This is a genomic window from Flavobacteriales bacterium, assembly GCA_016124845.1.
In the GTDB taxonomy this organism is placed as follows: Bacteria; Bacteroidota; Bacteroidia; order UBA10329; family UBA10329; genus UBA10329.
The window spans coordinates 51,783-72,607 of sequence record WGMW01000026.1; the positions used below are offsets into that span (position 1 = coordinate 51,783).

The 20,825-nt window shown below is 48.0% G+C and carries 24 protein-coding genes; 10 read left to right on the plus strand and 14 right to left on the minus strand.

Annotated elements, in window-relative coordinates:
• Positions 1-114 precede the first annotated feature (114 nt).
• From GC178_10530 to serC, 4 genes are all read right to left on the minus strand, one after another.
• Entirely contained in the window at positions 115-591 is a 477-nt protein-coding gene (locus tag GC178_10530; GenBank protein MBI1287996.1) for a T9SS type A sorting domain-containing protein, read from the minus strand.
• Between the two features lie 172 nt (positions 592-763).
• Positions 764-1,999, minus strand: a complete 1,236-nt coding sequence (locus GC178_10535) for a DUF1015 family protein (protein ID MBI1287997.1) — start codon at positions 1,997-1,999, stop codon at positions 764-766.
• Between the two features lie 107 nt (positions 2,000-2,106).
• Positions 2,107-3,060: a 3-phosphoglycerate dehydrogenase gene (locus GC178_10540; GenBank protein MBI1287998.1), complete on the minus strand. Its 954-nt coding sequence runs from the start codon at positions 3,058-3,060 to the stop codon at positions 2,107-2,109.
• Positions 3,061-3,063: 3 nt separating this feature from the next.
• The gene (gene serC, locus GC178_10545) at positions 3,064-4,155 is read right to left on the minus strand and encodes a 3-phosphoserine/phosphohydroxythreonine transaminase (protein MBI1287999.1); all 1,092 of its coding nucleotides are present in this window, start codon (positions 4,153-4,155) and stop codon (positions 3,064-3,066) included.
• Between the two features lie 739 nt (positions 4,156-4,894).
• Here serC and GC178_10550 point away from each other — a divergent pair.
• From GC178_10550 to GC178_10585, 8 genes are all read left to right on the plus strand, one after another.
• Entirely contained in the window at positions 4,895-5,743 is an 849-nt protein-coding gene (locus tag GC178_10550; protein MBI1288000.1) for a DUF4382 domain-containing protein, read from the plus strand.
• Between the two features lie 80 nt (positions 5,744-5,823).
• Positions 5,824-6,246: a response regulator gene (locus tag GC178_10555; GenBank protein ID MBI1288001.1), complete on the plus strand. Its 423-nt coding sequence runs from the start codon at positions 5,824-5,826 to the stop codon at positions 6,244-6,246.
• Complete coding sequence (locus GC178_10560) at positions 6,246-8,612, plus strand: response regulator (GenBank protein ID MBI1288002.1); 2,367 nt, start codon at positions 6,246-6,248, stop codon at positions 8,610-8,612. The genes GC178_10555 and GC178_10560 overlap by 1 nt, the downstream gene beginning before the upstream one ends.
• Positions 8,609-9,961: a response regulator gene (locus GC178_10565; GenBank protein ID MBI1288003.1), complete on the plus strand. Its 1,353-nt coding sequence runs from the start codon at positions 8,609-8,611 to the stop codon at positions 9,959-9,961. Before GC178_10560 ends, GC178_10565 begins: the two co-directional genes overlap by 4 nt.
• Positions 9,958-10,752, plus strand: coding sequence for a hypothetical protein (locus tag GC178_10570; protein MBI1288004.1), 795 nt, complete (start codon positions 9,958-9,960; stop codon positions 10,750-10,752). Before GC178_10565 ends, GC178_10570 begins: the two co-directional genes overlap by 4 nt.
• Positions 10,753-10,921: 169 nt before the next feature.
• Complete coding sequence (locus GC178_10575) at positions 10,922-11,290, plus strand: hypothetical protein (GenBank protein MBI1288005.1); 369 nt, start codon at positions 10,922-10,924, stop codon at positions 11,288-11,290.
• A 52-nt stretch (positions 11,291-11,342) separates the two neighbouring features.
• A complete protein-coding gene (locus GC178_10580; GenBank protein MBI1288006.1) occupies positions 11,343-12,305 on the plus strand; it encodes a hypothetical protein in 963 nt (320 codons plus the stop codon).
• A gap of 74 nt (positions 12,306-12,379) precedes the next feature.
• The gene (locus GC178_10585) at positions 12,380-12,946 is read left to right on the plus strand and encodes a hypothetical protein (GenBank protein MBI1288007.1); all 567 of its coding nucleotides are present in this window, start codon (positions 12,380-12,382) and stop codon (positions 12,944-12,946) included.
• 153 nt (positions 12,947-13,099) lie between these two features.
• Here GC178_10585 and GC178_10590 read toward each other — a convergent pair whose 3' ends face one another.
• The 3 genes from GC178_10590 to GC178_10600 all read right to left on the minus strand — a co-directional run bounded on the left by GC178_10590 (position 13,100) and on the right by GC178_10600 (position 14,981).
• The gene (locus GC178_10590) at positions 13,100-13,615 is read right to left on the minus strand and encodes a DUF4476 domain-containing protein (protein MBI1288008.1); all 516 of its coding nucleotides are present in this window, start codon (positions 13,613-13,615) and stop codon (positions 13,100-13,102) included.
• Between the two features lie 75 nt (positions 13,616-13,690).
• Entirely contained in the window at positions 13,691-14,548 is an 858-nt protein-coding gene (locus tag GC178_10595; protein ID MBI1288009.1) for a hypothetical protein, read from the minus strand.
• An 85-nt stretch (positions 14,549-14,633) separates the two neighbouring features.
• Positions 14,634-14,981, minus strand: coding sequence for a 4Fe-4S dicluster domain-containing protein (locus GC178_10600; protein MBI1288010.1), 348 nt, complete (start codon positions 14,979-14,981; stop codon positions 14,634-14,636).
• A gap of 58 nt (positions 14,982-15,039) precedes the next feature.
• On the opposite strand from GC178_10600, the gene GC178_10605 reads away from it, so the two are divergent.
• Positions 15,040-16,071, plus strand: a complete 1,032-nt coding sequence (locus tag GC178_10605; GenBank protein MBI1288011.1) for an acyl-CoA reductase — start codon at positions 15,040-15,042, stop codon at positions 16,069-16,071.
• On the opposite strand, the gene GC178_10610 is transcribed toward GC178_10605, so the two are convergent.
• From GC178_10610 to GC178_10635, 6 genes are all read right to left on the minus strand, one after another.
• The gene (locus tag GC178_10610; GenBank protein ID MBI1288012.1) at positions 16,065-16,646 is read right to left on the minus strand and encodes a hypothetical protein; all 582 of its coding nucleotides are present in this window, start codon (positions 16,644-16,646) and stop codon (positions 16,065-16,067) included. The two genes, GC178_10605 and GC178_10610, sit on opposite strands and share 7 nt — an antisense overlap.
• 57 nt (positions 16,647-16,703) lie before the next feature.
• Positions 16,704-17,279 carry a septum formation protein Maf gene (maf, locus tag GC178_10615; GenBank protein ID MBI1288013.1) on the minus strand — a complete coding sequence of 192 codons (576 nt, stop codon included), beginning with the start codon at positions 17,277-17,279 and terminating at the stop codon, positions 16,704-16,706.
• Positions 17,276-18,193, minus strand: a complete 918-nt coding sequence (locus GC178_10620) for a hypothetical protein (protein ID MBI1288014.1) — start codon at positions 18,191-18,193, stop codon at positions 17,276-17,278. The genes maf and GC178_10620 overlap by 4 nt, the downstream gene beginning before the upstream one ends.
• 9 nt (positions 18,194-18,202) lie before the next feature.
• Positions 18,203-18,988 (minus strand): hypothetical protein, encoded by a 786-nt coding sequence (locus GC178_10625; GenBank protein MBI1288015.1) that lies wholly within the window; start codon positions 18,986-18,988, stop codon positions 18,203-18,205.
• Between the two features lie 98 nt (positions 18,989-19,086).
• The gene (locus GC178_10630; protein ID MBI1288016.1) at positions 19,087-19,542 is read right to left on the minus strand and encodes a redoxin domain-containing protein; all 456 of its coding nucleotides are present in this window, start codon (positions 19,540-19,542) and stop codon (positions 19,087-19,089) included.
• Between the two features lie 44 nt (positions 19,543-19,586).
• Positions 19,587-20,252, minus strand: a complete 666-nt coding sequence (locus tag GC178_10635) for a hypothetical protein (protein ID MBI1288017.1) — start codon at positions 20,250-20,252, stop codon at positions 19,587-19,589.
• A gap of 45 nt (positions 20,253-20,297) precedes the next feature.
• On the opposite strand from GC178_10635, the gene GC178_10640 reads away from it, so the two are divergent.
• Positions 20,298-20,690 (plus strand): hypothetical protein, encoded by a 393-nt coding sequence (locus GC178_10640; protein ID MBI1288018.1) that lies wholly within the window; start codon positions 20,298-20,300, stop codon positions 20,688-20,690.
• A gap of 52 nt (positions 20,691-20,742) precedes the next feature.
• Here the strand turns inward: GC178_10640 and GC178_10645 are convergent.
• Positions 20,743-20,825: IS200/IS605 family transposase (locus GC178_10645; GenBank protein MBI1288019.1), on the minus strand; the 83-nt coding region annotated here is incomplete at its 5' end.

The following is a 20,825-nucleotide window of genomic DNA, read 5'->3' on the forward strand; positions in this document are numbered from 1 at the left end:
ATTATTGTTCTGATCGCGGACAACCGCTTGGTAGCTCATTTTTTCGGGAGCTTGGGCAAATGCGCCCGTTGAAATCAGAAGAACTACAAAGAGTGCGTAGAGTTTTCTCATAGGTCAGGTTTTGATGATCTTGAAGGTTTTGATAGGCTTCTGCCTGTCGGTGATGGTGAGGTAATAGGTGGCCATGGCGAACGGGCCCATGTTTATCTGTGTGTTGGACGCAACGATCGCATCTGTCAGCACCAATTTTCCAGCTACATCGAACAGCTGAAATGATAGTTCTTCCTGATTGTAATTCCCAATGCTCAGATTGAGCACATCTATCGTTGGGTTGGGATAGGCTGAGAGTTGAAGTACAATCTCAGGACGGTCAATGCCGCTGACCGTGTAGATCTCGTAGGGCTGTTGAACGCCTTCAGAAAAAGAAGCGTCCGAATTTGCTGTGGTATGATAGACCACCTGACCGATGGAATAGCTGATGGTGCCTGTGTTGCCCGAAAGCTCCGCTCCGGAAGCATTCACGGATTCCTGAGACCGTGCTTCCGCAGTAATGAACAGCAGAAACACGATGCTGATGCATGTGTATTTCATAGGGGTTGGGCAAGGTGTAGGTTTCCTGGTCTGGTAATCTAAACCATTACCCACTCAAAAGATATGGGTTACACAATTTAGACGAACATCTACCAAATGCATGATGAGCATGGCTTTCGGAGAGATTGAAGCGAACAAATCTCAGTTCGAATTCCCCCTTTCTGTGAAGTCATCACGAAAGTGGATAAATGACCAGTCCGCTGAGCAACTTGGGTACCACATAGGTGCTTTTTGGAGGCATGGTCTTGCCTTGGTCGGCTATGGTGTAAAATTCTTTTCCTGATACTGGATAGAGTGAGAATGCCACCGAATATTTCCCGGTATTCACCAATCTGTCGAGTTCCTGCGGCCCCTTTGTACCTGGAACAAAACCAATTCGGTCATCATTCCGAAGGTCTCGGATCCCAAGGAGTGGAGAAAGAATCTTATCTGAGAGAATGCTCACATCAAGTGCCGCCACCACTTCCGTACTTTTCCGATGGCGGTAAACCAATTTATACCAATTGCCTCCCAAGCACATCCCGAAATGACCTGGTTGTTCTGGTTTAATAGGAATCTGTTCTTTGAAATGAACCTCAAAATCAGCTGAAAGCTCCTGTAAGAATTGGGCCACTCCCAAATTTCCGAGGTCTTTAACAACCCTATTGAATTCCAATATCTTCAACTGGTCGTCTGCAAAGAAAATTCCGAGGAAAAAGTTCCAAGGCTCCTCCCCTGTCACTTTTCCCAACTCCAACCATTTATCGTGCGCAAGCAGCACAGACGAGGCCGAACGATGATGGCCGTCCGCAATATAAATGTGTTCGAGCAGTGAGAATTTCTCCGAGAACTTGGATGTCCATTCCGAATCGCTCACGCGCCACAGTTGATGGCGTTTGTCGCTTTCCTCAAACTCCAACATGGGCGGATTCTGCTTGACGATCTCGGTCAGCAATTCCAAGCTTCCGTTTCTGGGATAGGTGAAACAGACAGGCTCCGCATTGATGTCGCAAACTGCGAGATAGTCGCGTAGGACCTTCTCTCGACTGGCAATGGTCTGCTCATGAATTCGGATGGTTCCGTTATCGTAGTCCTCCACCGAGGCACAGCCCAGAATCCCCGTAAAGGAAAGCTTGCCGATATGCTGCGTGTAAACGTAAAAACTCGGCTCCGCATCCTGTTCAAAAACACCTTTTTCACGAAGCATTTCATACACCTGCTTGCTGAGTTTGAACAACTGCTGCGAATTGGCCGCAGCTTTCTTGCCCGTAAGAAATTCAGGTCGGATGATATTGAGAAATGACTCTTGATTTGAAAGCAGGATGTTCTTAACCTCCTTCTTGGGATACGACTCATACGAACGGCTTACAACCCGAGCAACATTGTCGGGCCGAGGATGAATACCGCGAAATGGACGTACGCGAGCCATGCTTCGAAAGTATTTACAATTGACCGTTTGCGATCTGCAATTTCAAAATTGACCCGAACATCAATTGTCTGTCGAAAATTGCAAATAGTAGATTGAAATAAGAACGGTCAGCCAACGGCTTCAATGACCTTCTCTGCCAGTTCGATGCCGATGCGCGCCTGTGCCTCGTTTGTCGAAGCCCCGATATGAGGCGTTATAGAAACTCTTGGATGCTCGAGAAGCTCTGGTTTCGGAGTCGGTTCGTTCTCAAAAACATCCAGACCGGCCGCCAAAACCTTTCCAGAATCCAATGCATGCAAAAGTGAAACTTCATCAATTACACCACCGCGTGCGGCATTGATGAGCATCACGCCATCTTTCATTTTCTCAAATTCCGCGGAAGCGACCATCGCCCCATCCTTTGGTTTGGGAACATGGAATGAGATGACATCCGACTGCTGCAATAGCTCATCCAACGAAACGGTTTTCAGCGTCACGTTCACTTCACCATATATATGTATGTGAAATGCAATTTCAACCTCTTGGATGAATGGATCATGCGCCACCACTTTCATTCCCAGGCCTAAAGCCATTTTGGCCAATGCCTGGCCGATGCGGCCGATACCGACAATTCCGAGCGTTTTGCCCTGAAGTTCAGAACCTTTGGAATAGCTTTTTTTCAGCTTCGCGAAATCGGTTGTTCCCGAAACTGGCATTTCCCTATTGGAAAGTTGAAGGAAACGAGAAACAGAGAACAGATGCGCCAGCACCAACTCCGCCACCGACTGCGATGATGCCGCAGGCGTGTTCACTACTTTAATTCCATTCGCTTCGGCAGTTTTCAGATCGATATTGTCGAGACCTACTCCTGCTCTTCCGATGACCTTGAGGCCATCCCAAGCACCAAGTTCCTTGGCCGTGATCTGCGTGGCGCTTCGCACCAACACACCCACAACTTCATTTTCCTTCATAAAAGTGGCCAGTCGGTCCTGAGCCACCTTTTCGGTCTGAACCCGAAAACCTGCTTCCTCTAACAATCGCTTGCCTTCGGGATGAATTCCATCGTTCGCTAAAATGAGCATAAACTATCCTTTTGTTCGTTCGAGTTCCTGCATCACATCTACCAGCACCTGCACACTCTCCACAGGCAATGCGTTGTACATGCTTGCGCGGAAACCACCCACGGAGCGGTGTCCTTTCAAACCGCTGATGTTCGCTTCTTTCAGCATGGCATTGAACGAATCGGTCAACTCCTCGTTCTCCAGCACAAATGTGGCGTTCATGCGCGAGCGGTCTTCCTTGTCTGCCGTTCCTTTGAACAGCAGGTTGCGATCGATCTCACCATAAAGCAGATCGGCCTTCTGTTGATTGCGTTTGTCGATCCAATCAATTCCACCGTTCTTCTTCAGCCACTCCAAGGTCAGCATCGACACATAGATGGAAAATACTGGAGGTGTATTGAACATGCTCTCCCCCGCCACATGCACCGAATAATCGAGCATGGAAGGAAGGTCGCGGTTGGTCTTGCCAAGAAGTTCTTCCTTGACAATAGCAAGCGTAACTCCCGCTGGACCAAGATTCTTCTGTGCGCCAGCGTAGATCAGTCCGTAATCGGCCACATCGATCGGGCGGCTGAAAATATCGGACGACATATCCGATATCAACACGGAATCTGTTTTTGGTGTGTAAAAGAACTCGGTACCGTAGATGGTATTATTTGTTGTGTAATGAAGAAAATCCAGGTCTGAAGGAACATGGAAGTTTTTGGGAACGTAGCAATAATTGCGATCCTTGGAGGAAATGACCACATTGATGTCACCGATCTTCTTTGCTTCCTTGATGGCCTTGGAAGACCAGACGCCCGTATCAATATAACCTCCTTTTCCTCCCAAAGAGAGAAAGTTCAGAGCACTCATATAAAACTGCAGGCTCGCTCCTCCCTGCAAAAAAAGCACGGCATAGCCAGTTGGTACGTTCAATATTTCCTTGACCAACGCAGTGGCATTTTCGGTCATCGCCACGATCTCTTTACTGCGATGAGACATCTCCAAAATGGAAAGTCCCGTTCCGTTATACTCCAAAACGGCCTGACTTGCCTGTTGAAAAACCTCCTGTGGCAGGATGCAAGGACCTGCGCTGTAATTATGAACCTTGGTTGTGCTGAGTGTGTCTGACATGGGATTGTTTTGTTTGGGTGCGAAAGTCTTAAAATATTGGGAACTAACGAGTAAGACCCAGATTATCTGTTCTTGAAGCTTGATTTCGGGACAAGAAAATGACGCTGAACTGGAGACCACAATGTTCCAAGTTCAGTTGTTCGGGGGCAATCGTTGATAACTTATGCTCAGAAATATTTGATTTATTCAGCAGTTCGTGTTCATTTGTTCTTACATTTAAACAATTGTTAACCAAAAACTATTTAAAATGGCTGAAGCTTATTGTGTAAAGTGCAAAGCAAAAAGAGAAATGAAAGATGCTAAAGAGGTTACTATGAAGAACTCTCGTAAGGCATTGAAAGGTGTTTGCCCAACTTGCGGAACTGGAATGTTCAAGATTTTGGGTAAGGCCTAATTCGCCTTCTCTTTTTTGACAGGGAATCGGGTCGTAAGACCTGTGGAATGTCAAAGAGCTTTGTAGGTTTTCGGTGAAACTCCGAAAGCTTCGAAAAAGAAAGCCCCACACGTGTTGCACGTGTGGGGCTTTTGATTTGCACTTATTTTCTCCGAATCGAAAGCCAGATTTTCATTTTGAAAATCAGCACACAACGACCCGAAGAGCTTCAAACCCCATCCTTGAGGCACATCGTACTGAAAAACAGTCCATTAGAAATGTATTGACCCAAACCCGTCTTGCATTGGCATAGCGTTGGCAATTAGACCCGAGAACTAATCGAAGTCTAACTAAAAACAAAAAGCTATGAAGACGCTAAGATCAATTTCAACAACAGCGATGATCGCGGCAGTTCTGTTTGCCTTTTCATCGTGCGAGAAAGAAGACATGAACCCAGACCCTGACGGTCCTGCGGCAGGCTCGTTTGCAGTAAAGATGACCGATGCGCCAGGCGATTATGACGCCTTGGATGTGGAGATCACCAACGTAGAGGCCTACTTGGAAGGTTCTGGTTGGATCTCGTTGAACAACGAGGTGCAGGCCGTAAGTGTGCTGGACCTGACAAACGGTGCTGAAACCCAATTGGCCTACCAAGGAGATGCGGACGCAGGCGTTTATTCCAAAGTCCGAATCACCTTCGGCAACGACAATTCCCTGTCGTTTGACAGTGGCACCGATCTGGGTTTCGACCTCGGTGGTATGACCGGAGGTGCCAACGCCACCATCGACCTCAACTGGGCCAATTCTGGTTCACATCAGGTCATCATCGACATTGACAAGGAAGTTTCTGCCGATGTGGGTGCTGAAATCCTGCTCGATTTCCACGTAATGGAATCGGTTATCCAGAACGGACAGCAGTTCGTGCTCAACCCGACCATCTCACTTATCGAAGATGCCTCTACAGGCGTACACGGTAAGATAGAAGGTGCCGAGAGCGCGGCCGTACAGGTGACCGATGGCAACAACAGTTTCAGCAGTTACACCGATGCTTCGGGTCAGTTTCTGGTGCGCGGCATGCAAGATGGCACGTACACCGTAACGCTGATGCCAAGCCAGCAGGGACATGGGATGCTGGACCACTTGCAGGATCAGACCATTGAAGGTGTGGTCGTGGCGCAAGGTCGCATCACGCAAATGGGCACCATCCAGTTCTAAACTTAGGTTAGACTCGGGGAAGGAGTTCCGACTCCTTCCTCGATCTTCCATGTTCACATACATCATCCAAACAGAATACGATGAAAACAGAAAACCACAACATCCGAATAGTCGTGCTTGACGACAGCGACTTTTACAATCGTTTGCTCACACGGCAGCTTCAGAGCTACACGCGTGCCATTGCACAGGCCACCGATTTCAGGTTCGATATCGAATCGTATGTGCATGCCGATGACTGCATCCGCAATCTCAAATCAGACACGGACATTGCCTTCCTCGATTATTATCTCGGTAACGGGATAACGGCCCAGGATGTGATCCGCGAGATCCGAAGAAACTGCAACAAGTGCAAAGTGGTGGTCGTTTCCAAAACACGGAATGCCTTTACCGAAGGGAAAAGTCTGGAGCAGGGCGCTTCGGCATTTCTTTACAAATTGGACAGATACACCTTGCAGAAATCCTGCTTTTTTGTGGATGAACTGGTGGAAGACCTCTTCCATTGATGGCGGGTAACCGAAGCGTGCCTATCTTGTTGGACAATTGGATGAATAAGCACTTCGAGTTTCGGATAGCAGCCATCATGCTCGTGGCGCTGGCACTGGTCAGCATCACGGGCATTTACGCGTACAGACAGTTCTCGCATGTGGTGACCGAGCTTGGAAAAGATGCGCTGCCCGACCTCCGACTTTCAACTACCAAATCGGTGATGAACGGATTGGCGGATGCCGAAAACAGCGTCAAATCCTTCAACCTTACCAATGATTCCATCTATCTGAAGCAGTTTGCTGCCGCCATCGAACGAACCGAACATTCTGTGCAGCGGTTGGAAGAACTGACGTCTGCAGATGCCGAATTCCAAACGGAACTGGATTCGGTGCGGCTGCTTATTTATGAGAAGGTGGATGTGCTGAATCGCTGGCTGAAACTGAGCGATCCGTATCGGGCGGATGTTGCTTTGAACAAGGCTGTTCTCCGTCTTGAAATGGGCAAAGATGAGTCGGACAGCAACACCCAGAAGGCCGATCAGGTAACGGTTGAGGATGTGAGCCGAGCTGTGCAGAAAGTAAAGAAAGAAGAAGCACTGGTGGAACGCATCATGCGGGAGCAGGAAATGAATCTGATCGCGGAGAACAATCGGATCACCGAACGCGTCCGCGAGAAACTTGCCACGCTGGAACAGCGCGAATTGCAGCGGTTGGCCTACAAGACCCAGAGCGCAGAGAAAACCGTGAACGAAACGAACCTGCAAATGGCGCTGTTCTTCGTTTCGATGGGCTTTCTTCTGTTGATCATGGCCTTTGTGATCCTCGGTTACACCCGAAACAACAACCGTTACCGAAAAGCGCTTCGGTCTGCAAAGGAGCAAGCGGAGGAAATGGCACGCGCCAGAGAACGTTTTTTGGCCAACATGAGCCACGAGATCCGCACCCCGATGAATGCCATTGCTGGATTTACCGAGCAGCTTGCGACAAGCAAGTTGGATCCAGTACAACAGGAACAACTTTCCATGGTGCAAAAATCAACCGACCACTTGCTGCACGTGATCAACGAGATCCTTGACCTCACCAAACTCCAATCAGACAAATTGCAACTGGAAAATGTGGGTTTTCGGCTTCGCGAAACCATTGATGAAGCCGTGTCTATTATTCAGCCGTTGGCATTGCAAAAAGGATTGAAATTGTCCGTTTCGGTGGCTGATGAAGTTCCAAAAGTTGTGCTGGGCGATGCGTATCGACTGCGTCAGATGCTGCTCAACCTGTTGGGCAATGCGGTGAAATTCACAGACAAAGGTTCCGTTTCGGTTTATGTAAAGGCCATATCAAACGGTATCGAAATTTCCGTTTCAGATACGGGTGTTGGGATGGCGGAGGCGCAGATCAGTAAGGTGTTTGAGGAATTTGAACAGGCCGAAGCAAGCACCACACGCAATTATGGCGGAACAGGTCTTGGCCTTTCCATCGTCAATCGTTTGGTGAATCTGCATGGTGGTGAAATCCGAGTGAAGAGTGAATTGCAGAAAGGCACCGAGATTACTTTGGGTCTTCCTTACAAAGCAGGTTCAGAAGCGGACATTTCGAAGAGCGTATCTTCAGTTTCTGTGGTCGAATCGCTGAACGGATTGAACGTGCTGATCGTGGATGATGAGCCGTTCAACCGCAAATTATTGAGCACCATTCTTAAAAAACATGGAGCGAATTTCGAGGAAGCGTCTAACGGAAAAGAGGCGTTGGAAAAGGCGGAAACGCCTGCTTTCAATCTCATTCTAATGGATGCGCGTATGCCCGAAATGGGTGGATTGGAAGCCACGAAAGCCATCAGAAATCTCACAGATCCGAACAAGAACTCAACTCCGATCATCATTCTTTCAGCGGCCGTCACATTGGAAGACCGCGAAGAGTATGAAGCCGCGCGGACCAACGGATTCCTTGCGAAGCCGTTCAAAGAGAACGAACTGCTTGCCATCATCGGACAAGTGATTGGCGGATCGGAGAACCTGTCCACGGAATCAAAATCATCCCCCGAAAACAACACGGAACTTGATTTCTCAGAACTCATGGAAATGAGCGGAAATGACGAATCGTTCTTCCACGAAATGCTGCAAACCTTTTTTGATGGAACGAAAAAGGGACTTGAGGACATCCGCGAAGCGCTGACCGCAAAAGAAAGGCTGCAAGTGGCAGAACACGCGCATCGCATCAGCGCGCCATGCAAGCACGTTTCGGCCATTCGGCTGTACCAGGAATTGAAAAAGTTGGAAGAGGAAGGCCGCGGAAATGCCGACATTGAGGCGCTGGAAGAGCACTTTCTCAAGATAGATGAAGAAGCAAAAAGCGTGCTGAAACAAGTAGAAAAAAGACTGAATTTATGAGCGAGAAGCCGTTTACGATCTTTGTGGTGGAGGATGATGAGTGGTACAATAAACTGCTGGTTCACAACCTGTCGTTGAACCCCGATTTTGTGGTCAGGTCGTTCACTTCGGGCAAGGAAGTTCTTGATGCGCTTTCCGAAAACCCAGATGTGATCACGGTGGATTATCGCCTGCCCGACATGGACGGTGAAACGCTTCTCAAACGCATCAAAGACCGCAACCCGAACATTGAAGTGGTGGTCATTTCTGAGCAGGAACAGATCGAGACCGCAGTTGAGCTGCTGAAGTCTGGTGCGTACGATTATCTGGTGAAGGCCAAAGACATCCGCGACCGCTTGCTGAACTGCGTAAACAACATCCGCCAAAATGCGGGATTGAAAGAACGCATCATCACCCTGCAACAGGAGGTGCAGGGCAAGTACAGCTTCGAGAAGACCATTGTTGGCAACAGCCCCGCGCTGAAAAAGGTGTTCGGGCTGATGGAAAAGGCCATCACCAACAACATTACGGTTACCATTACGGGCGAAACGGGAACGGGAAAGGAAGTGGTGGCGAAGGCCATTCATTACAACTCATCGCGCAAGGACAAGCCGTTCGTTCCAGTAAACATGGCGGCCATTCCTGCCGAGTTGATCGAGAGCGAACTCTTCGGACATGAGAAAGGCGCGTTCACAGGTGCCGCTTCGCGCAGAAAAGGAAAGTTTGAAGAGGCCGATGGCGGAACGCTTTTCTTGGATGAGATCGGGGAAATGGACATGAGTTTTCAAGCCAAGTTGCTGCGTGCCTTACAGGAAAAGGAAGTGGTGAGAATTGGAAGCAACACACCTGTGAAAACCGATTGCCGCATTATCGTGGCCACCAATCGCAACCTTCAGGAAGAAGTGAAAAAGGGCAACTTCCGCGAAGATCTTTACTACCGCCTTTTCGGACTGCCGATCCATTTGCCGCCTCTGCGCGAGCGCGAAAAAGACGTGCTCATTCTCTCCAAGTTCTTCATGGAACGCTTTTGCAAGGAAAATCAGATGGAGACAAAATCACTTTCTGAAGACGCCAAGCAAAAGCTGTTGGGTTATCTGTGGCCAGGAAACATCCGCGAATTGAAATCCATTGTGGAACTGGCGGTTGTGATGGCTTCTGGAGATGAGATCCAGGCCAACGACATCACGCTCAGTACTTCGGATGCGCTGCCCGATGTGCTGACGCAGGACATGACCATGCGGGAATACAACCGCAGGATCGTTGCCATTTACATGCAGCGTTGCCATAACGACACCGCTCTGGTGGCCGAAAAACTCGGCATTGGCCAAACCACCGTTTACCGTTTTCTGAAAGAGATTGAGGAAAAATGAAATATGATGTTGAACCATTTATAAGGGTTCAAATGCCCAGCTTTATTAAGCTAATCGGTAGTCAGCCAATTTCTTGGACTAGAGCAAATCGTCTTTTATATAATTCTGTTGAACGGTCTAGAAAGCGAATCAAGAGTGAAGGTCAAGGATTCATTCAAGACGCAACATTCTACTCGGTCCTGGTAGGCAAGTTCCGTGGTGATGGTAAATCAGTTGCCTTGTTTGATTATTTCAATCGTTTGTTTTCCAACCTGAATTCAATATTGTCCGATGAAGAAAAGAAGCAAATTCAGTCTACTGTTTCAAAGATTTTAACTGAATTGAGCAGGAACTATTTGAATTACATTGGAGAGTTATCGGTTCTCTACTGGTTTAAGTCATCAGAACAATTTGAACTCTGTAAGGTTGAAGGAATCGTAAGCGCCAAGGAGAGTAACCAATCGGTGGATTTTCTTCTCCGCAAAATTAATAGTGATGAATTTGTTACTGTTGAAGTGCTCAATTTGCACTTGGAGTTGACGGGGTTTGAGAATATAGGTCATCTCAGATACTGGCTTAATTCAAAGTATTGCAAAAAGAAGGAAGAAAAGTCCATTAGCTTAAATTCGAATATAATGCTTCAGCCAGTCGTTTGGGTAAATTCGGTGAAGCAGCTTGAGACTTTGAAAACGCTTTACGCGGATATGAATTTTATCAACGAGAGTGTAAATATTCCAATGGTCTATATGTTCTCTCGGAATGATTCAGGAGAATTTGAACATTACTTCGGCCCAGTAGATACTATCCTTTAATAGCTCCTGGCTATTTACCTATCCATTCTGAAACCCACTTTTTCATTTTGAAAATGGCACACCTGTAGGCGAAAATTCTAACTGACTGATTCTCAGTTGAAAAACATTTTTCTGGCACGCTGGCGTGTGGTTTGCAAATACAGGAGCAACCACAGATCAACAAGAAATAATGAAAGGAAAAACAAAGATCAGAATCATGTTAAGCGTTTCGGAACAGAAATACAGCCATAACTTTTTAGACTGGATAAAGAATGTGCAAGCAAACGGATTGACAGCGCTTGAATTGGATGTCCAGAACTGTGAAACCGCTGCCGACTGCCTGAAATTACTGACCGAAGATGCACACCTGATACTGATGAACTTCTCGGAGTTGATGAGCAACGAAGAGAAACTGGTGATCGGTAAGATCAGAGAATTCTGCCAGCGGCACCAGATCATCAATGTAAAATCGGAAAAAGAACTTCAGTTGGCGCTGGGAATGATGCAGAAAGGATTCTGGGATTACATCAGACCCGAAGAAAAACAACTGAGAGCATAACCAAAAAGAGTAAGAACCCGCTGGCCCACGGCTGGCACAAAACACAAAAGTCATGGAAACGAAAGCAAAAAACAGTTCAAGCGCAGCTAAGAATGTTGCCATTGCACTTTTCGGAGTTGCTACGCTGGCCGCAGGATATTATGCCTACGATCAGTACAACAAGAACACCGAACTCAACGAACAACTGGTGGAAATGCAGACCAAGCTCGATTACAACGCCTTGGAGGCACAATACGCCAACGAGCAATTTGCAGAGATCGAGTCCAATCTGGCCTCCATTCGCGAGAAGGAAGGTTACGTGTTGAATAACCTGAACACTGGCGAGTTCCAAGGCGATGCAAGCCCAGAGGAGCGCATCAGAATGGAGATCGATGCGATAGAGCATCTCATTGGAGAGAACAACAATCTGATCGATGGTCTGAAAGGCCAGATCGGTGAGAAGGACAGCCGACTGAAAAAATACAAGCATTCGGTTGCCAACTTGGAGAAACGCGTTGCCGAGTACAAGTCAAAAACAGACGAGTTGGTAGCACATGCCGAACAGTTGAAGCAGGATCTTGCGTCTGCCAAGGATGAGAATCAGGATATAACCAAAGAGCTGGCACAGAAGGAATTTGTGGTGGCGATGCAGACCCAACAGATCAATTACGAGGAAGAGCAGAGACGAACCGCATACTATGCGGTCGGAACCTTCAAAGAGCTGAAAGAAAGCGATGTGGTTGAGAAAGAAGGCGGTTTCCTTGGAATTGCCTCGGCCAAAACCATCAAAGACGACTTCAACCAGAAACGTTTCAACAGAATTGACATGTATGACGACACCACCATCCCCGTTTTCGGGAAAGATGCCGAGCTGGTTTCGAACCACAGTACAGACAGCTACGACATGGTCGAAGACCAGAACGGTGAGGTGAAATGGCTACAGATCAAAGACCCCGACAAGTTCTGGGAAAGCACGAAATACCTGGTGATTCTGACCAAAGGCGGCCAGTATAACGAAACAGCCTTTGCCAAATAATATAGGTAAGGCGGCAGGCGAAATGCCTGCCGCCAACCACCAAACAGAAGTTTAACCATCAAAAAATAGAAATCATGAAAACGCAAGTAAGAAGATTGACATTCATCTTAGCAGCAGCTTTCGGTGCCATTGCATTCAGCCAATGCGGCCAACGTGCCGAAGAAGGCAAGACCGCACAGAAAGATGCCGATCAAGAAGAACAAACGGTCATTGAGGAGATGTTCGCGGCAGGCGAATCGGAGACGGACGAAGACAAGCGGGTGACCCAAAAGGATGTGAACAACGAGTTCAAGGAAGCTTTTCAAGCCGCCACAGAACATGTGGACCAACAATTGGACGAACTCGCGCAGCATCAGGCCATCAAGCGCATGGAGCGCACCGCAGACAAACTCGACAAGAAGATAACCGAACTGCAAGCGCGCTTGGACGAGCGAAAACTGACAGCCGATGCCAAGGATGAAATGCGAGAGCTGAAATCCCTGCAAAAAGACCTCGACCGTCAATTGGAGGACGTTCAAGATGCCACGGCAGATCAATGGGATGATGTGAAAAAGGACACCAAAGACGCCTACCGCAAGTCCGAAGCGGCCATCAAGCAGGAGGTGAACAAGGTTGAGGACCTGTTGGCAGATAGCAAATAGAAAAGTTTGGGAGTGGCCGATACATGGTCGGTGGGTGACAACTGCCACTCCCATTTTTCCGCCCCGTCATGTACATGGCGGGGCGTTTTTGTGCCATAAAAAGCCCCACACATGCAAGATGTGTGGGGCTTTGCATTTTCAGTTATCTGAAGATCAACGACCGTTGATGTATGCGTTCAGGTCATCAATGCTTGAAGAGAACTCAAACGCATCGTTCAGTTTGTAATAGTTGCCAATGTCGTAGGTCTTATCGTACGCAAACTTGGCGTAATCCAACTTTGTCTGTTCAAAATCGAACGTTCCCATCATTCTGCGCACCTGATCGGCCGTAAGGCAGTTGGAACCTGTGATCTGCTTGGCCACAGTGAATTTCGAATCCTCAAAATCCTTGGAAGCAACAGAATTCTGCGCGCTCTGAAAATCGCTTTCCTCCATTGGCCACGGACAACCGATGGCACCGCTGTAGCCTGGCATCACATAATGGTCGCTTGTGTTCGTGTTACTGGTGGTAGATGTGCTGTACGATTCCGAATAGGTTTCGGTGACGTTGACATTCACGTTCATGTCCATTCCCATGCTGCCCATGTTCACGTTCATGTTGGTTTCAGAATTCTGTGCAAAAACTGCGGTCACGCCCAAGAAGGCAACAATTGTAAATAGTTTTTTCATGATGAAGATTGTTTGGATTGAAGGTGTGATTTAGAGTTTCACGCGGCAAATTTAATCCAAACCATAATTGGTTTTTCAATCCTTGAAATCGCCTGGTTTGGCGTTTTCAGGAAGATTGTTCAGGCTGCGGTTCTTGGCAAACACATCTTTCAGAAGTACCCACTCCCCTTTCTTGAATTCGAGCGCATCGTAACTGAAATCAGGCCCGTAAAACTGATACTGCCCTTCAAAACGCGAATCCTCAGGTGCCAAATGATCCATGATGATCATCTTCTCCTTGTCGTCATAATTCAGGGCCATGGAAACATCGTTGGCGTACTCGTAGATCAACCTGTTTGTTGGGCGGTCTTTATCATCCTTAAAAATGGAGGCTCCAAGAATTACCGACTTCCCCTGAATATTGATCACATCCACCACTTTTCGGTTGGTGATGTTGTCCTTGCCATCCCAGCCCAGAACGGTGTAATAGGTTTTGCCACGATAGCGGTTGGACAAAATATTATAGTACAACGCTCCGTACCAATCGTTGGGTCGTACAGGCTTGCGCTCAATATGATTCCAATCAGATTCGTTGTCCTGAAAAACGGTGACCGCAACCGTTTCTTTGGTTGGCCGATGTCGCATAACGCAATGGTATTGCAACGCTCCGTTCTCAAAGGCAATGTTCCAGCAGAGCATTTTCACGGCATCATCCGAAGATGATAGCTGTCCGAGAAACGGCACCGAATCCAATTCATCATCAAAATGCGATGGGTCTTCGTAATATTCTGAGAAGAGTGCTTCGAGTTTGGTGGCCGCCAGCACTTTTTCAGAATCATCGGCTGTACGCATCAGGTCAAAAAGACTTTTAACCGAATCTCGGAATGCGGTCTCAACCTGCGCATTTACGCACAGCGTGACGAACAGAAAGAATATGGACAGAATGGCTTTCAATCAACTGTATCTACGTTCGACCCTTGGGAAAATTGCATAAAAAAGGCGAGAACATGTCTCGCCTTTCAAACTCCTTGCCCTTCTCTTAAAGGTGAAGTGATTCTTTCTTCTGAAGGTTCTCCGCTTCGGTATGCGGGTTATCCTCATCGTCCACGCAGCAATCTACAGGGCAAACAGCCGCGCATTGTGGCTCATCATGAAAACCGACACACTCGGTACACTTATCGGTAACGATGTAATAAACGTCCATTTCCTTTGGTTCCTGTGGTGCATCCGCATCAGCGGTAAAACCGCTGAAACCCGTGAACTGACCTTTCAGAGATGTTCCATCCGAAAAACGCCACTCGGCCCCACCTTCATATATCGCGTTGTTCGGGCATTCCGGTTCGCATGCCCCGCAGTTGATGCACTCGTCTGTGATCTTGATCGCCATCGTTTCTGTTGCTTTGAGAGGTTTGTAGTTTTGCGGCCACAAAGATAGCACACCAAGAATGAACCATCAACAACGGATAGCGGCTTTTGCAGCATTGGGCAAACGGTTGGCCGAAGTGGCCGAAAACCCAGCGGAAAGCGATTGGGCCGCTGCTTTCCAACAGGCAGAAGCCAAGAACGGATGGTTCACGCAGGAGAATATGGCCATTGCGCTGCGCGGAATTGCTTACATGTTGGAGACGGAAAAGCTGCAAAAGTGGCTTTCGGCCTACGGCCAGATGCCTGAAAAAGGCAACAAACGTGTTGGTTTGGTCATGGCCGGGAACATTCCGCTGGTGGGTTTCCACGACCTGTTGTGTGTGCTGATCTCGGGAAATACGGCCGTGGTAAAAACCTCCTCGCAAGATGAAATTCTACCGAAGAAGTTGGTGGAAACCATCGCTGAGATATCGCCAGAACTGGCTTTGCAGATTGAACTGAGCCACGGCAAATTGGAAGGTTTTACGCATGTTATTGCCACAGGAAGCGACAACACCGCGCGTTACTTCGAATATTATTTCGGTAAATACCCGAACATCATCCGTAAGAACCGAAACTCCATTGCCATCATTTCTGGAGATGAAAGCGAGGACGAGCTGCGTGCTTTGGGCAAAGACATTTTCCGCTATTTCGGATTAGGTTGCCGCAACGTTTCCAAGGTATATCTGTCGGATAAAGTGGAACCGAAACTGCTGCTGAATGCTTTGGAGGATTGGAAACCGATCGGTAGCCACAACAAGTATTGGAACAATTACGAGTACCACAAGGCCATCTTTTTGGTGGAGAAAATGGCGCACTTGGACAATGGTTTCCTTTTGCTAAGGGAAGAGGCGAGTTTGGGCTGCCCAGTTGGCGTGCTGCATTATCAGACCTTCAGCACCTTGGAGCAGATGCATGCCGAAGTGAAAATTCACGAAAAACAGATTCAATGCGTGGTAGCCTCAGATAAATTGGGTTTTGAGAACTCCGTTCCGTTCGGAAAAGCGCAATCTCCAGAGTTGTGGGACTACGCGGATGGAGTTGATACGATGGTGTTTTTACTTGGTCAATAATTTTTTCCAATTCCTCCAAATTCACGATGAAGGATGTCTAAGATTTCCACAAACCTTTTCATCTCTTCGTTTTCGGGTTCATATTCAAGTCTCATCCTTGGGCAATGGTATGAATAAGATACTGCTCCTTTCCAATCGTTGAATTCAATCCTATAGGAAACCCCATCCACAATACCTGTCAAAGCGGTGTCACCATTTTCATCAATTTCCTCGTAAAGAGCCTCATATTTTCCAGACAGTTGGCCAATACCTAATTGGGTCAATCGTTTCCATCTATCAGACCATTTTTCGGATAACCGAATCTCCTTATTCCTTCTGCGACTATGATACGATGCACTCCAAATTGAATCCGTTGAAAAGGTCAGATACAGCAGGCTTGTCCCTCCGCCATCAGAGATGGATTTCCAAAATTTCAATTCAAGAAGCAGATTTTCACCAGCACTTGAACCCAAATAGGCTTTATCAAGACTGTCCAAATAATTTTGGTTTCGTTTTTTCAATTCTTCAAGAAAATCCTGCGACCGACACGGCTTTGCAGCAAGGATTAAAAGCAGCAATGAAATTCTGAGAAACATTCCCTGAATTTAGGAATGATCTGACTTGATACGCTATCAGAATACTTGAGAACTATACTATATCGAGCTAAGCACCGAATACACCTTCCGCAGCGGAAGTCCCATTACGTTGAAGTAGCAGCCATCGATGCGGTCGATGCCCACGTAGCCGATCCACTCTTGGATTCCGTAAGCTCCAGCCTTGTCGAGCGGCTTGTAAGTCTCCACGTAATACTCGATCTCCTCTTCAGTGAGGTCACGAAAATGAACCTCCGTTCGGTCAAAATCGGAGATGGTGGTTTCGGAAGTGCGGATGGTGATGGCCGTGTAAACTTCGTGCGAAACTCCCGAAAGTTGACGGATCATGCGCTTGGCATCCTCCAGATCTTCGGGTTTTTGGAGTTCACGGTCGTTGAGCCAAACAATGGTGTCGGCCGTGAGAACGATCTTTCCCTCCAACTCATCTTCCGAAAAAGCATCTGCTTTCAGCTTGGAAAGGAACAGCGGAATTTCCTCCCGTTTCAGATCGGTGGGATAAACCTCTTCCACGTTTTTCGGCTGCACGGAAAACGGCACACCCAACTCGGTCATCAGCCACTTTCTTCTTGGCGAAGCCGAAGCAAGGATCAATTCTCTTCCCTTGAGATGGATCATGCCAGCATGGTTCTGAAAATGAGCATCGACAATATTCCACCCAACATGATGAACTTGGTCAAGGTGCTGGCGCGATGAAACTCCTTCGGCTCAGAACTCTTAAGCACAAGACCAATGAGGATGAGTGTTGGCAATTGCACAGCCGCCAGAAAATACCAGAACATCACAAGGTCGCCAGACTGCCACCACGCCACTTGCAGCTTACCTACCGATGCCATCAGAACCAGACTCAGCACGATCACCACGGCTTTGGTTCCCTTTATTCCAAGTACAACGGGAAGCGTTTGGCAGCGCAGCAGTCGGTCGCCCTTCAGGTCTTCCATGTCTTTGATCACTTCGCGGATGAGCGTGGTGATCACCGAAAAGAACGAGAATGCCACCAGCACAGGAACCCACGGAAGTTGCATCCAAAGCTGCGGTTCGCAGAGGATATACATGTAAATGGGCATGAACGGCACCAGCCCAGCAAGCAGCGCCACCACCACATTGCCAATGAGGAACTGCCGCTTGTACGAGTACGAATAGAAGTAAAGTCCGCCCATGGCAAGCATGAAGATGAGTGAGCTGGATGCGTTGCCCAATTGCCAGCACAATACGATTCCGAGGCCGAGGCCGAGGCTGCTGAGCGTGTAATATAAGTTCCAGGTCCGTTTTTCGGAGATCATCTTACCGATGATGTTCTTCTCTGGTCTGTTGATGCGGTCAATGTCCTGATCGAAAATATCGTTGACCACATTGCCCGATGCCATGATGAACATGGTGGCCAACGCCAGCAGAACCCATTGCCAAGTGCTGAGACATGACTCAAGAGAAGCCGCAGCCATCATCGGATCTACCAACTGCGTTTTGGCCAACAGAAAGATCAGTCCTACAATGAGGACATTCGGCCAACGCACCAATCGCAAGTAGGCCATCCGAAAGTCTTACTTGTCTTTGCCCTCAGCCTCCGCTTTGGCAGCCTGCTCGGCATCGTAGATCTCGTTCAATCCTGCTACCACATCTTTGGTGATGTCCAACATGGGATCGCCAAGCAGAATGCCACCTGCTTCGTGAGAATACGCCAACACATAGGTGAAATCGTAATCCTGATTGTATTCCTTGAGATACGCCTTGATGTTATCCTGCACCTTTTTGGTTCCTGCCAACTCCTGGTCCATCAACTTCTGCTGAAGTCGCTGTTGCAGGTCATTGACCTCTTGGTCCGCCTCCAACGAGAACGACTGCGCATTCTGCTGCAAGCTCTGAAGCTCCTGCATTTTCATGTTGCGAAGCGCTTCGTTCATGGTTCGGCCCTTGCTCTCGAAATCGGCCATTTTGCTTTGCAGCTCCGTGGCCATCTGCTCCAATTGCTTTTCGAGCACAGCCGTACGCTGCTCCACTTTCCGTTCCGCCTTGGCACGCTCGGCTTCCAGATCGCCCTGCAATTCATCGATGAGTTTGTAATGGTTCCACAGCGAATCCGTGTTCACGTAAGCGATCTTCAGCTTGCTGGAAACGCTATCGACCACGGCCGCATCAACGGTGTTCTTGCGCGCCTTCGGCTTCGAATCCGAAAATTGGAAGTAGTAAAGGACCGCAACGGCCACAAATAGAACGGCATTTAGGCCGAGCGACAGGTTTTTCATAATACCTCTGTTTGGGCGGCAAAGGTAACCGCTAAAAGGAAACTCGAAATCTGAAATATGAAATAGCCCCTCTGCCTTCGGCATCTCCCCAGAGGGGAGAACGCTTCCCTCCTGACAAGAGCCTGTCCTGAGCTTTTCGAGGGAAGGGGTTGGGGGAGGTCAATCGGTCAAAATGCAGGGGCTTATTGTTTCTTGATCGCGTCCAGCGATTCTTTGATGTGCTTGGTGGGGCTAAGCTGCGAATCGAACTTGTGGATGACCTTTCCTTCTTTGTTGATGACGAACGTGACACGGCCAGGGATCAATCCCAAAAGGTCGTAAGCACCGTATGCTTTGCGCGCTTTTCCAGCAGGGTCGCTCAGCAGAATGAAGGGCAAACGGTGGTTGGCAGCAAAACCCGAATGTGCACTCGCCCCATCGCTGCTGATGCCGATAACTTCCGCACCTGCATCGGTAAAGTCTTGGTAGCTGTCGCGGAAAGAGCAGGCCTGAGCCGTGCAACCTGGCGTTTCATCTTTCGGGTAGAAATAGACCACCACGCTTTTCTCACCACGGAAATCGCTCAACTTTACGAGGTTTCCGTCCTTGTCCTTGAGTTCAAAATCGGGGGCCGTATCGCCCACATTCACCTTTGCCATAACTGTTTTCTTTAGTAATACCGAGGTATGATCGGATTTACGGGCTAAACACCTTCAATCCGTTTTAGTTCTTGTTTCAGCAATTCGGTCACTTCCTTGCCTCTGGTGTACACCATCAGGTGGGTGCCGCCTTCTACGGTAATGTGGTTGGACAACCGATGGATCGGGAACATCTGATCGGCCGTGCCGTGAATCTGTGAAATGCGCTCCGCATCTCCCCTTCCTTTCCACAATGGTGCATTCACAATGGCCCATTTCAGGAAGCGGTCGTCCTGATCGTGGAACATCTGCATCATGTGGTCCACATCTTCCTTCGGGTATTTGCGCTTGGCCATGGACCAGAGAAAGGACATTTTCTTCAGGGATTTTCCCGTCACCAACCGCTGAAGGGGAAAGGTTCTTCCGATCTTCAATAGTACAGAGCGCTCCTCAGGTGCCTTGATGCTGGAAACCAGAATGGCCCGCATGTGCGGAACAAACGTGGTCATCTCCGAAGCCATAATGCCACCCAACGAAAGGCCGATGACGATCGGATTCTCCGCAGCGGCAATGGGCTCGGCCATTCTCCTGACATAATCATGGAACGACTCTTTCTTCTCCGGTATCAACCACGGAAGATGTGTCTGGTCGTAGTCTTCCAGTTCAATGCGATCGAACGCGCGGTGGTCGGCACCAAGACCGGAGATGAAGAAGAGTTGTGGTTTTGGCAATGGTTCAGATTTACGAATCCATGCGAACTTAGCGAAGCTATCTCATTGAGCAAAGCGAAATTATATACCAACGGGGTTGTTGAGTTATTCGATATTTGTGCTTATGGTTGGATTGAAATGAAAGAAACGGTTGGCTTACTTACAATACTCTGCTTGCTGATAGCTGGTTGCCGAAACTGCTATAATGAAATGATTGACTGGTCTGAAAAAGTACCACAAGGTTCTAGCATTGAGGAAGTAAAAAAACTTCAACCTGAATTTTTAAGCATAGCATGGGACATGCCAGATACCGTTGAGTGGTATCTGGAGAAATATCCACAGGACACTCTCGTACGTTTTCTAATTACAGACGTATGTGGGGGTAGTGATTTGCTCCACATGGAGAATCGCCTTGAGTTCATTAATGGAGGATATATTGGTCGTGAAGCATTTAACTAAACCACTATGGACTGGAAGTCCATAGGTTTGATTGACGACTGAAAGTCGTCTTTCACTCAATGATGAAATTGCTTCCGCCATTGTCATCACTCCTTCTGTGATGCTCCAGATATTCATTCACCATTTCATCTGTTA